Below are 12,553 nucleotides of genomic sequence, written 5' to 3'. Positions count from 1 at the left end.
AATATTTCGATTGTCAGTTCGAGCGAAGTCGAGAACGAATCCCCCGACTTCGCTCGGGAAGACATCCCAATATTATTTACTCGCATAATCATGATAAATTTCATCAATCGGAATGCTGTTGGCATTGCCGTCGTGGATGATTAATCGGTAGCGCAACACAGTTGGTTTTTTATTCGATAGCGGAACTGCTTTTGCTCCGGGAAACGGATAGACTGCATTTTGCATACTTTTTTTAGCCCGTAAAATCCAGGGATTTTTAGCTCCCGGGTTTTTAGGATTACATAAAATAGTAAGTCCGGATTTATTTCCATTTTTTCCTAAAGAACCCGAAATATCCATCCACTCGCTGGCGGGGATTGGAAGGTTAGTGGGTGTGATTTTTCCGCTTAGATCAGTAAACAGAATGTCATCACTAAGGCGAATTCGAGGAGAAAAACCACCATAACCTTTTTCGTCTTCTGAGCCACCAATTTTCATATTGGGTTCAAGTGCTAATAATGCAATCTCAATATCAATTAAGCGATAATGCGATTGTTTTGGATAGACTTGGATAGTAGTCATTTCTTTCACAAAGGCTTTTTCGTTGCCTTTTTTGTCAGACCACAAAGGGGACTTCCAAAGAACGGTAGTTTGTATGGCCTTGCTGGCGTCTTTTTGTTTTTTCTCTTTTACAGAAGTGACTTCCCATTTAAAATTTTGTATTTCCCAGCCGTCGCCAATTCTTTTGTCGCCAATATACAATTGATGCCAAGTCCAGAAAATTCCCCGATGATGCAAATGATCTACAGGGAAATCTTCGGTTAAAACGGTACCATCCAAAGTATATAATGGATGAATATAATTTGAACGGATGTATTTCCTATTAATCGACTTTTCTGAGGCTTGGTAGGTTAAAATACTGTCTTTGCCTTCGGTAAAGTGGCTTTGATTCTTTTCGATTTTTAAATTGACCTGACCAAAATTGATTTGGCTACAAAGAATAATTGTTACTACCAGACGGGCTTTTTTGGATAGAATCATTTAGTTACTTCGTTTAAATAGTCATCAAGATTGCCTAATGCCATTGTGAATCCTTCCTGGAATCCCATAGCAATGATTTGTTCCAAATCTTCTAGTTTTTCATATTGAGCCACAATGTTTACTGTTGTAGTTTCTCCGTTTTCAGTAAAAGTATTGTTCCAAACTGTACGTGGAAAGTCGTTGTTTGTAGTGCCGTTTTCATCACAAAACGCATCCAAACCAGAAAAGCTTTTTAATAGTTCAATTTTTTTATAATCGTTTTTACACCAGTGTATAGCTCCTTCAGGACTTTCCATGTAATACAACCAAGTGCCACCTTCTCTAAAATCCATCGATTTTGTTTTGGTTTGATAAGGTTTTGGTGCCCACCATAAATCCAATATTTCAGGCTTAGTCCAGGCATCCCAAACCAATGGAAGCTTGGCCGCAAATTTTCTTGTTACGTTTACGGTTTTGTTTTCTTTATTGACAATGAAGTCAAATTGTAGATTCGTTTTCATCTGTTTTGTTTTTAAGGTTTGCTAATATGTTATCAAGTTCGTTAAATCTATTTTCCCAAATGGCTTTAAATTGTGCTAACCATTGGTCTATTTCTTTCAGTTTATTGAGTTCAAGTTGGTAATAAATTTCCCGTCCTTTTTGCTCCTGTTGGATTAATTCACATTCCGAAAGAATTCGCAAATGTTTAGAAATGGCTTGTCTGCTGGTTTCAAAATGTTCCGCAATGGTATTAGGTGTCATAGCCTGAACGGCAATGAGACCTATGATGGCTCTTCTTGTAGGATCGGCAATGGCTTGGAATATATCTCTTCTCATTTTTATTTTAAATTAAGAAACCAATTAGTTGCAAATTTAAATGCAATTAATTGGTTGCGCAATTTTTTGAAGCATTTTTTTAATATTTCTAATAAAAAAATGTCTCAGAGGAATATTTAAATATTATTTTTCTCCATAAATAACGAATGCACTTGAAGGGATTGAAACATTACCATCGGGAAATTTTTCATTGATTAATTCAGAAACTTCTTTTTTAATTTTTGCCCTCATGCTGTCATCGGCTTTGCTCAGCGCAGCCACAAATGGAGCTGCAATCTCAGTCATCATGGACCAATATGTTTCGGCAGTTCCGCAATTTACCGCTCCTAATACTTCTGATTCCGAGATGTTTTTTAGACCTGCTTCTTTAAACATGTTGGAAATAAATCCCGGTTTGGCACAGCGAAACATACCAGGAGCACCTTCAGGAGGAGCTTCAAGCCCCATGTTTTTGTTTATAGTTCCGCCAATGGCAGTGACCCAGAAGTTTTTTTCAGGACCAGTCCACACCGAAGTTGTAATTCGTCCTCCGGGTTTCAGTACTCTGGCTAATTCTTTGGCGGCCATTTGCATATCAGGAAAAAACATAAAACCCAGACGACAGCTAATAATATCAAAACTGTTGTCAGCAAATGGAAGTTCAGAAACATCGCAAACCTGGGTTTCAAAATTTGGGATTCCTGCTTTACGAGCGTTTTCCTCAGCTATTTCAAGCATGCCTGCAGCTAGATCGGTGAATATTATTTTACCGTTTCCTATTTTTCGGGCAATGCTAATTCCCGGTTCCCCGGTTCCTGATGCAACATCCAGTACGGTTTCATTTTCTCTTGGGTTTAGAAGTTTTATCATTTCATCACCTATGGGTTGTAAGAATTCCATAATCAGGCTGTCCCATTTTTTCCAACCAGGTGAAAATTTGTTCCAGGAGTCTTTTTGTTGCTCCCGAATTTGTTCAAGTTGTGCTTCCATGTCTTTTTTGTTTTAGTTGTAAATAGATTTTAAACCTTATTTTAATGTGTGTTTTTTGTTAGTTGGTAACAAAGTTCAGTACTAATTTTTATGGTAATTGTTTAAAATAAATTTACGAAAAAATATTTCCACTTGTTTTAAATTAGGGACGTTTGTTTTGATTAAAACACTGAAACTTAGTTGTTTGTGTGTGTTTCTTGTTTGTTGTGAGAAAAAAATAAAGCAAGTTGTAAGTTTTTAGAAATAAAGACAACTAATGTATCAAAATCAAAACCTATGAAAACAATTATTATGATGCTACTTTTTATGGTAGTGGCTTGTGGAAAAGAATCATCTCCAGAGGGAAGATCAAAAATTAGAGATAAAAATCTTCAGGAACAGATTGATAGTTTAAAACTTCAAAATGAAGAAATTAAGGAAGATATTCGTTTGATAAAGAAAGAATTAAATATGGAAAAGCGATGATGGTAAAATTAGAATTTACGTATCTTAGTTTGTATTCGAAAATGAAATAATACGAAATGGAATCAATTGAAAAAGATTTTTTAACCACACTGTCTCAGTACAATGCTATGATTCATAAGCTTTGTAGCTTGTATCGGGATGGTGTTGAAGATCGTGAAGATTTGTTTCAAGAAATTGTTTTTCAGCTTTGGAAATCCTATCCCAATTATAGAGGAGATGCAAAAATAAGTACCTGGATGTACCGCATTGCTTTGAATACTGCGATAGCTTCTTTTAGAAAGAAAACCACCAGTATTAATTATTTGAATCAATTACCTGATTTTGCCGAAGAGCAGCCAAATGATGAACCCGGATTAAGGCAAGAACGATTATTTGCAGTTTTGAAATTATTGGATGATAGCGAAAAAGCCTTGATAGCCTTGTATTTTGAAGAGTTGTCCTATCAGCAAATAGCCGAAATTACAGGAATCAATGAAAATTATGTTGGGGTAAAACTCAATAGAATTAAAACAAAAATTAAAACCTTATTAAATAAATAGCTCATGGAAATAGATAATTTAAAATCCGATTGGAAAGCCATACGGCCCATTCCCAAAAGTGAGGAGACATTATTATTGATGTTGCAGGAAAATACACATCCCGTTTTAAAATCAATTCGAAAACAAATTGTGATTGAAGTTACGGCTTGGTCACTTTTCTTGATGCTTTATTATTCGATGTTTGATGGAGCGACAAAATCTTTTTGGGTTAATTTGGTTTTGATAATAGCCCTTTTAATGCCAATATTCCATAGTTTTTATGGTTATCATTATAATAAGTATTTAGCTGATGGATCGAATGTTAAAATGGCTTTGGAACAGCTGTATAATAGGTTAAAAAAATATGCTTTGATAGCCATTATAGCCAGAGTGGGTTTTGTTAGTGGTTTGTTGTTATTCTTTTGCTATAATATTCATTTTACAACAACTAAGTATTTTTTATTAAGCTTAATTCTGCTTGTTTTTCTAATTCAATTGTTCGCTTTATATCAAATTTGGGTTAAGCGTTTGAATACTCTAAAAAGTGTAATTATAACGTTTTTTGATTCAGAGTAAGATAATCCTTCGTTTTTTATTAATTTCTTGCTAAAAAATCACTAAAAGTGGGTATTGCCGTAAAAAGCGAATTCCTATACTTTTATTTCGAATTAAAAGAGTAGAAAAAATTAATAATTAACCATAGACAAGATGACAAATTCAGAGAAAATTAAAAAAGTAAATGAATTGATTATTGAAGTAATCAAAGACGAAGAGCATCAAGTTGAAAGTTCTTTCAGTGGGTTAAAAGATGTTGTTTTGAGTATTCTTGCTGAGTACTGGCGTACCGAAAGAGAGCCGGAAATCTTCATGGAAAATGTTCTTGTAGAAATAGATTAATATATAATATAAAAAATAGAATTTGTCATTTTAGGGTTTGATGAATTTTTATAGATAGCCACTTTAGTTTTTAAAGTGGCTTTTCTTTTTTATATAAACAGATTCCCAATCAGGTAACATGCAGCATATCCGCTGATGCGAACTCTGTTTTCTAATAATTCACAATCTAAATAGCCTTTTCTTTCCGAAAGTTGGATAGCTGACAAGCTAGTTTTATTCAGTTCTTTTGCCCAATAAGGAATAAGAGTTGTATGTGCTGAACCCGTAACCGGATCCTCATTGACACCAGATTGTGGCGCAAAAAAGCGGGAAACAAAATCAGAGTTATCACCTTGGGCAGTTACAATTACGCCACGAACGTTCAGTTTTGAAATTTTTTCGAAATTGGGTTTTAAATTCAGTATTTCTTCTTCATTATTAAAAACGAGCATATAATCGGTTTTTCCTTTAAAAGCCAATTGGGGTTTGCTGTCAAAGGCATCCAAGATTTCATTTGTCAAAGGAATTGGTTCCAATTTATCAACTGGAAAGTTTAACGAAAGTAAATCTCCTTCCTTGGTTACTGTCAAATCGCCGCTTCTGGGTGATTGAAATGTAATTACAGAATCGCTATGATTTTCATAATGAAATAGAACGTAAGCAGCCGCCAGAGTTGCGTGCCCGCAAAGGTCAACTTCAACTTTTGGTGTAAACCATCTGATTTCATATTTATCGCCATTTTTTACATAAAAAGCAGTCTCAGCCAGATTGTTTTCGGCGGCTATTTTTAGCATGATTTCATCGCTTATCCATTCCTCAAGCGGACAAACAGCAGCCGGATTTCCGGAAAAAACACTTTTAGTAAAGGCATCAATTTGGTATATTTTCATTTTATAGTTGTTGTTTGATTAATGAACCCAGCCTTTTGAGGCTGTGTTCGACTTTTTCATCCCATTTTATGGCAAAATTCAATCGCATACAATTGTTGTATTGATTGTGTTGGGTAAACATTCTGCCAGGGGCAAAACCTATTTTTTGTTGTATGGCAATATCATATAAGGCTGCGGTATCAATTTTTGGGTCTAGCTCTAACCACAATACAAATCCGCCTTGGGGTTTTGAAATCTTGGTATTTTCAGGAAAATAGGCTTCAATTGTTCGTTGAAAATGCAAATAATTGGAATATAAAGTATTTCGTAACCCTCTTAAATGATGTTCGTATCGGCCATGCTCCATAAAATCGGCAACCACTTCCTGATACAATGGCGGACTGGACATAGTATGTAATAGTTTTTTTCGAATAGTTTTTTCTTTGAATTTACCCGGAGCAACCCAGCCCACGCGATAACCCGGAGCTAAGGTTTTAGATACCGAACCACACCACATGACAATTCCGGCTTCGTCAAAAGCTTTACAAGGTTTTGGTCGGCTGGTGCCAAAGAAAATATCGCCATACAAATCGTCTTCTATCAAAGGGATATTGTGTAGCGTAAGCAAGCGAACCACTTCTTTTTTATTTTCTTCAGGCATACAACTTCCCAAAGGATTGTTGAAATTGGTAACAAAACAACAAGCCTTAATTTTAGGCAGTACTTTTTTTAAATCTTCGATGGCCACACCTGTAACCGGATGTGTAGGAAGTTCAATAATATTTAATCCCAATGATTTTATCATTTGTAAAATACCAAAATAAACAGGACTTTCAATGGCAACAGTATCTCCGGGGTTAGTTACAGTTATTAAAGAATAAAAAAGCGCATTTAGCGCTCCGGAGGTAGTTACAATATCATCTTCTGTCAAATGACCATCCCAGGTAAAAGACCATTTGGCAATATTTCTCCTCAAATTGATATTTCCCTGTGCTGGTTCGTAGCCCGTTCCGCTGTCTTCTAAATTGCGCAACATTTTTACAATTCCTTTGTTGAGTTTAGCAATGGGCAGCATACTTTTATCCACAACTCCCAGTGAAAACTGTGTGAAATCTTTGTTGGTCAAGGTATTGAATACCTTACCGATTAAGTCTTCAGGAGTTTTTTCTTTGTCGGATAAATGGAGTTTGTTTATCGAAGGAAGTGCCAGTCGGGTATTGAAAGCCCTGCTGACATAATAACCTGATTTTGGTCGGGATTCTATTAAAGATTTGCTTTCTAATTCTAAAAAAGCCTGTTTTACCGTATTGATGCTGACATTGTAGATTTTTTGTACGGTACGAATTGACGGCAGCTTTTCTCCTGTTTTTAGGGTTCCAGCTGCAATTTGCTCTTCGATTATTTTTGCAATCTTTAAATATAAAATTTCTTTCGACATTTTATGATTGTGTTATTTGTGTCCTATAAAAGTAGTAAAAATTACAACTGTAACCGTTTGGGGCTTAGGAATTGGAATTGTTTAACCAATTAACCAATTGATTTATAGCTGTGGATAGATTTCTATAATGACCATTTTTCCATTCATTTTTGAAAAAATCAGCAGATTCCTGTGCTAAACTTTCGTTAACGGAAGCATTAAAAAATGGAGAATCAATATAGGTTTTTATCTGATAATTGTTTGAATTATATGCAGTTGCGCAAGAGTAACCAACTATTTTACTGTCCAATTCGGCTACATAAAAAGGTAGGCCAAACTGATTTGTTAATGCTGAATCTGATGTTGTTTTTTGTTCCTGATAAAGTCTTACAATTGAATTCATATCAGAGATTGTAACTGCTCTGAAGCTTAGATTTTGCTGTTGTTTGATAATTGTTTCCATACTTTGATATTTAGAAAGTAAAATTATCCATTCCAAAAGGATAAGTACAGATACAGAAATACTGTTGTTTACGGGTACAGTTTGTTGATTGTGTCCGTTTTTAAAAACATATAAGTCATATAAGTTTTTGGCTTTATCTTATATATCTAGTTTATAATTTTTATGGCTTAGAAATGAAGTTCATATAAGCCTCACTTTAGCTTCTAAAAATCATTACAAATTTTAAAAATATTTTTTTAAATCTGTGATAATCTGCTAGAATCAGCTTAACCTGCCTGTCGGCAGACAGGTCCGTGTTCCTGTTAAAGAGAGCATGGCAAAAAAAAAAAAATCCTCTTTTAAGACTAAGTTAAAAGAGGATTCTGTTTTGTAAATCAGTTTCAGGATTTTATAGCGCCGCTTTAATTTTTTCGATTATAGCATCGTATTCAGCGTCTGTAAGAGTTACTTTGTTTGGATTCATTTCGAAAACACTTCCAAAACCATAACCATCTTTGTATTTAGGTACTATATGGAAATGCAAATGTGATAAGGTATCAGAGAAAGCGCCATAATTAATTTTATCAGGATTAAAAGCCTTAGCAATGGCTTTAGCAGTGGTGGCTACATCATCCATAAATGCATTGCGTTGTTCGTCGCTTAGTTCATAAAATTCAACTCCGTGATCTTTGTAAACTACATTTAAACGGCCGGTGTATGATTGCTCTTTGAATAAGAACAATTGCGATACTTTCAGGTCGGTAATTTTAATCATTAAGTTGTGTAAGGTTTCGTTTTCCTGGCAATACAAACATTCAGAAACTGGTGATGGCATATTTTTTTATTTAATAAATTTATAAAATCCGTTTGATAGGCTTTGGCAAAGCTATCCATACTATTTTACTTTTCCAAATTGCCTTTTTCTTTAAGTTTAGCGTGGTATTTTTCTATAATTTGTTTTGCCCAGTTTTGTCCAGCAGTCATGGATTCGGTCATTATCTGAGGCATGGTACTAATCATTTTTTTCCCAATAGGAGAATTATAAAATGTAATTAATTGGTCAATGTCATTTTCAGTGTAATATTTATCATAAATAGGGATAATCATCTTTTCCAGATCTTCTGCTTTTACTTCGTTTTTAAAATCTTCCCAAAATTTGTCACCAGCTTTAGAATAGGAAGTTTTAAAACTAGTTGTAATCTGGTTTATCATTTGTATTGCCATTTTTCCCGAACCCGTTAATTCAAGGAGTTGATTTATTTTTTGGCTTTTTGAAGTGCTTTGTGCATTTGCTGAAAAGGAAAGAATACAGAAGCTTAGAATTAGTAGTGATTTTTTCATGGTTTGTTTAGTTTGTTTAATAAAGGTTTTAAAAGTAAGTATTTAAAATTGAGTAATAAAAATTATCTCACAAAAAAAGCGCTCTCTTTCGAGAACGCTTTAATTATTTAAAAACTAAAAATTAGTTATTTTCAATCCATTTTCTGGCGTTGACAAATGCTTCCTGCCAAGGTGTAACTTCGTCGTTTCTGTTGCTTGGATAATTAGCCCAGTTCCATTGGAAAACTGAACGTTCAATGTGTGGCATCGTTACCAGGTGACGTCCTGTAGCATCACACAACATGGCTGTATTGAAATCAGAACCATTAGGGTTTGCAGGATATCCTTCATAACCGTATTTACCAACGATGCTGTAATTTTCTTCACCCATTGGTAAATTAAATTTTCCTTCACCGTGAGAAACCCAAACTCCAAGAGTGGTACCAGCTAAACTAGATAACATTACTGAGTTGTTTTCCTGTACGGTTACCGATGTAAAGATACTTTCGTGTTTGTGGCTGTTGTTGTGCAACATTTTTCCGTGTACTTCGTGCTCTGGATTAATTACTTCCAATTCCATGAACAATTGGCAACCATTACAGATTCCAACAGATAAAGTGTCTTCTCTTTTGAAGAAGTTTTTCAAAGCTGTATTGGCTTTTTCGTTGTATTTGAATGCTCCGGCCCAACCTTTAGCAGAACCTAAAACATCTGAATTTGAGAATCCACCCACAGCTCCAATGAACTGAATGTCTTCTAAAGTCTCACGTCCCGAAATCAAATCGGTCATGTGAACGTCTTTTACATCAAAACCTGCTAAGTACATAGCGTTTGCCATTTCGCGTTCTGAATTACTTCCTTTTTCACGGATGATAGCAGCTTTTGGTCTTGGTTTAGAAGCATCAACTTCAGGTTTTTTTCCTGTAAAGTGAGCAGGGAAACTAAAGTCTAAGGCTTGGTTTTTATAGTTGTCGTAACGCTCTTGTGCAGTTCCGTTTTTAGATTGTTTTTGGTCTAATAAGAATGAAGTTTTAAACCAAATGTCTCTGTATTTAGTAATGTCTAATTTACATGGACCAAAGTCTAAAGTAGCTTCATTAGTTGCTGTTCCTAATTTGTAGAACGAAATTCCGTTAGCATTCAATTTGCTTTCTAAAACAGTATCTTCTTTCGCCTGAAATACAATTCCGATGTTTTCAGCAAATAAATATTTAATGATGTCTTTTTCTTCAAAAACAGAGAAATCAATTTTTGCTCCTAAGTTAACATCAGCAAAACACATTTCTAATAAAGTAGTGATTAAACCACCACTTCCAATATCGTGACCAGCTACAATTTGATTGTCTAGGATTAATTCCTGGATCGTGTTGAACGCATTTTTAAAGAAAGCAGCGTCTTTAATTGTAGGCGTTTCAGTTCCAATTGTGTTCAGGATTTGTGCAAATGAAGAACCTCCTAATTTGTATTCGTCCTGAGATAAATTGATATAATAAATAGAACCACCGTCTTTTTGTAAAACAGGTTCTACCACTTTTCTAATGTCAGTACAGTTACCACCTGCCGAAATAATTACCGTTCCCGGTGCAATTACTTCATCATTTGGATATTTTTGTTTCATCGAAAGCGAATCTTTTCCTGTTGGAATATTGATTCCTAATTCGATGGCAAAGTCAGAACATCCTTCAACGGCAGCATACAAACGAGCGTCTTCACCTTCGTTTTTACAAGCCCACATCCAGTTGGCCGAAAGAGAAATTCCTTTCAATCCGTCTTTAATTGGAGCCCAAACAATATTCGATAGTGATTCGGCAATCGCGTTACGGCTACCTGCAACAGGATCAATTAAAGCTGAGATAGGAGCGTGACCTATAGAAGTTGCAATTCCCTCTTTTCCTAAATAATCCAAAGCTACTACACCACAGTTGTTCAAAGGCAATTGTAATGGTCCGGCACATTGTTGTTTAGCTACTTTTCCACCCACGCAACGGTCCACTTTATTGGTCAACCAGTCTTTACAAGCAACTGCTTCCAGTTGTAAAACTTGTTCTAAGTAAGTAGCTATGTTTTTTATGTTGTAATCTAAATTAGTGTAGTTGTAATCAACAGTTTTGTCTGTCATTACCGTTTTTGGAGAACTACCAAAGAAGTCTTCCAAAGCGTAATCCATTGGTTTTTCACCAGTAGTTTTTGATTCGAAAGTAAAACGGTGGTCAGCAGTTACATCACCCACCTGATACATTGGCGAACGCTCTCTGTCGGCAATTCTTTGTAAGGTGTCAATGTCTTTTTGACCAATAACTAATCCCATTCTTTCTTGAGATTCGTTACCAATGATTTCTTTTGCCGATAGGGTAGGGTCACCCACTGGCAATTTGTCTAAATCAATTAAACCTCCTGTATCTTCCACTAATTCCGAAAGGCAGTTTAAGTGTCCACCGGCACCGTGATCGTGAATAGAAACAATTGGGTTATTATCGCTTTCTACTAAACCACGGATGGCATTAGCAGCACGTTTTTGCATTTCCGGATTCGAACGTTGGATAGCATTTAATTCAATTCCTGAACCGAAAGCTCCTGTGTCTGCCGAAGAAACAGCAGCACCACCCATTCCGATTCTATAATTTTCTCCACCAAGAATAACGATTTTATCGCCTTCTTGTGGTTTGTTTTTGATAGCTTGATCTAATTTTCCAAAACCAATTCCTCCCGCCTGCATGATTACTTTATCGTAACCTAATTTACGGTCATTTTCCTGGTGTTCGAATGTTAAAAGAGAACCTGTAATTAAAGGTTGTCCAAATTTATTTCCAAAATCAGAAGCTCCGTTAGATGCCTTGATTAAAATATCCATTGGTGTTTGATACAACCATTTTCTTTCTGCAACGCCGTTTTCCCAAGGTCTGTTTTCTTCCAATCTTGAGTAAGAAGTCATATAAACTGCAGTTCCTGCCATTGGTAATGAACCTTGACCTCCAGCCAAACGGTCACGAATTTCTCCTCCTGAACCTGTTGCAGCACCGTTGAAAGGTTCCACAGTAGTAGGGAAATTGTGTGTTTCAGCTTTTAATGAGATAACAGAATCAAATTCTTTTACTTCATAAAAGTCTGGTTTGTCTGCAGTTTTTGGAGCAAATTGTTGTACTCTTGGACCTTTTACAAAAGCCACATTGTCTTTGTAAGCCGAAACAATATCGTTAGGATTTTCCTGAGATGTTTTCTTGATTAATTTGAAAAGAGAAGTTTCTTTTTCGATACCATCAATAACAAAAGTTCCGTTGAAAATCTTGTGACGACAGTGCTCTGAATTCGCCTGTGAGAAAGCAAAAATTTCAGAATCAGTTAGTTTTCTTCCTAATTTGGTTGCCAAATTATCTAAATATTCTACTTCTTCTGAGCTTAAAGCCAAACCTTCCTGTTTGTTGTAAGCGTCAATATCATCAATATTCAAAATAGCTTCCGGTTGCACATTGATGGTAAAAATATCTTGATTTAATTCGGTATATTTTTGAGAAAGCATTGGGTCGAAATCAGTGAAATCTTCCTTTGCTTTATAAAATTCTTCGATACGAATGATTCCAGAAATCCCCATGTTTTGGGTAATTTCTACGGCATTGGTACTCCAAGGCGTAATCATAGTGGCGCGAGGACCAACAAAAAAATCCGTCAATACGGATTTCTCTATTTTATTTGCATTGGCAAAAAGCCAGTTCAGTTTAGAAATATCTTGAGCCGAAATTTCGCCTTGTGTTTGTACGGCAAAAATTGCGTTGCTTTGGTTTTCAAAGAAATGAATCATTATTTTGTATTTGATGAATTGCGATGCAAATTTAGGTTAAAAAAA

The 12,553-nt window shown here is 35.4% G+C and carries 14 protein-coding genes; 4 read left to right on the top strand and 10 right to left on the bottom strand.

Annotated elements, in window-relative coordinates; translation table 11 throughout:
• Positions 1-72 precede the first annotated feature (72 nt).
• The 4 genes from EOD40_RS09335 to EOD40_RS09320 form a co-directional block, all read right to left on the bottom strand.
• A complete protein-coding gene (locus EOD40_RS09335) occupies positions 73-1,020 on the bottom strand; it encodes a DUF6807 family protein (RefSeq protein ID WP_128194875.1) in 948 nt (315 codons plus the stop codon).
• A complete protein-coding gene (locus tag EOD40_RS09330; RefSeq protein ID WP_128194873.1) occupies positions 1,017-1,520 on the bottom strand; it encodes an SRPBCC family protein in 504 nt (167 codons plus the stop codon). Before EOD40_RS09330 ends, EOD40_RS09335 begins: the two co-directional genes overlap by 4 nt.
• Positions 1,498-1,836 carry an ArsR/SmtB family transcription factor gene (locus EOD40_RS09325; RefSeq protein WP_128194872.1) on the bottom strand — a complete coding sequence of 113 codons (339 nt, stop codon included), beginning with the start codon at positions 1,834-1,836 and terminating at the stop codon, positions 1,498-1,500. Before EOD40_RS09325 ends, EOD40_RS09330 begins: the two co-directional genes overlap by 23 nt.
• 123 nt (positions 1,837-1,959) lie before the next feature.
• On the bottom strand, positions 1,960-2,805 hold the full coding sequence (locus EOD40_RS09320) for a class I SAM-dependent methyltransferase (RefSeq protein ID WP_128194870.1): 846 nt from the start codon (positions 2,803-2,805) through the stop codon (positions 1,960-1,962).
• 276 nt (positions 2,806-3,081) lie between these two features.
• Between EOD40_RS09320 and EOD40_RS09315 the strand changes: the two genes are divergently transcribed.
• The 4 genes from EOD40_RS09315 to EOD40_RS09300 all read left to right on the top strand — a co-directional run bounded on the left by EOD40_RS09315 (position 3,082) and on the right by EOD40_RS09300 (position 4,685).
• Positions 3,082-3,270, top strand: coding sequence for a hypothetical protein (locus EOD40_RS09315; protein ID WP_128194868.1), 189 nt, complete (start codon positions 3,082-3,084; stop codon positions 3,268-3,270).
• Between the two features lie 56 nt (positions 3,271-3,326).
• A complete protein-coding gene (locus EOD40_RS09310; RefSeq protein ID WP_128194866.1) occupies positions 3,327-3,809 on the top strand; it encodes an RNA polymerase sigma factor in 483 nt (160 codons plus the stop codon).
• Between the two features lie 3 nt (positions 3,810-3,812).
• The gene (locus tag EOD40_RS09305; RefSeq protein ID WP_128194864.1) at positions 3,813-4,364 is read left to right on the top strand and encodes a hypothetical protein; all 552 of its coding nucleotides are present in this window, start codon (positions 3,813-3,815) and stop codon (positions 4,362-4,364) included.
• Positions 4,365-4,496: 132 nt separating this feature from the next.
• A complete protein-coding gene (locus EOD40_RS09300) occupies positions 4,497-4,685 on the top strand; it encodes a hypothetical protein (RefSeq protein ID WP_128194862.1) in 189 nt (62 codons plus the stop codon).
• An 89-nt stretch (positions 4,686-4,774) separates the two neighbouring features.
• Here EOD40_RS09300 and EOD40_RS09295 read toward each other — a convergent pair whose 3' ends face one another.
• The 6 genes from EOD40_RS09295 to purL form a co-directional block, all read right to left on the bottom strand.
• Positions 4,775-5,554 carry a PhzF family phenazine biosynthesis protein gene (locus EOD40_RS09295; protein ID WP_128194860.1) on the bottom strand — a complete coding sequence of 260 codons (780 nt, stop codon included), beginning with the start codon at positions 5,552-5,554 and terminating at the stop codon, positions 4,775-4,777.
• 1 nt (position 5,555) lies between these two features.
• Positions 5,556-6,971 (bottom strand): aminotransferase-like domain-containing protein, encoded by a 1,416-nt coding sequence (locus EOD40_RS09290; protein WP_128194858.1) that lies wholly within the window; start codon positions 6,969-6,971, stop codon positions 5,556-5,558.
• Between the two features lie 64 nt (positions 6,972-7,035).
• Entirely contained in the window at positions 7,036-7,413 is a 378-nt protein-coding gene (locus EOD40_RS09285; RefSeq protein WP_128194856.1) for a GNAT family N-acetyltransferase, read from the bottom strand.
• Positions 7,414-7,801: 388 nt separating this feature from the next.
• On the bottom strand, positions 7,802-8,227 hold the full coding sequence (locus EOD40_RS09280; protein ID WP_128194854.1) for an HIT family protein: 426 nt from the start codon (positions 8,225-8,227) through the stop codon (positions 7,802-7,804).
• A gap of 65 nt (positions 8,228-8,292) precedes the next feature.
• Positions 8,293-8,733 (bottom strand): DUF2059 domain-containing protein, encoded by a 441-nt coding sequence (locus EOD40_RS09275; protein WP_128194852.1) that lies wholly within the window; start codon positions 8,731-8,733, stop codon positions 8,293-8,295.
• Positions 8,734-8,854: 121 nt separating this feature from the next.
• Positions 8,855-12,508, bottom strand: a complete 3,654-nt coding sequence (gene purL, locus EOD40_RS09270) for a phosphoribosylformylglycinamidine synthase (protein ID WP_128194850.1) — start codon at positions 12,506-12,508, stop codon at positions 8,855-8,857.
• Positions 12,509-12,553 lie beyond the last annotated feature (45 nt).

Source organism: Flavobacterium sufflavum (assembly GCF_004016525.1).
Classification (GTDB): Bacteria; Bacteroidota; Bacteroidia; order Flavobacteriales; family Flavobacteriaceae; genus Flavobacterium; species Flavobacterium sufflavum.
This window is presented reverse-complemented; position numbering and strand designations above follow the sequence as displayed.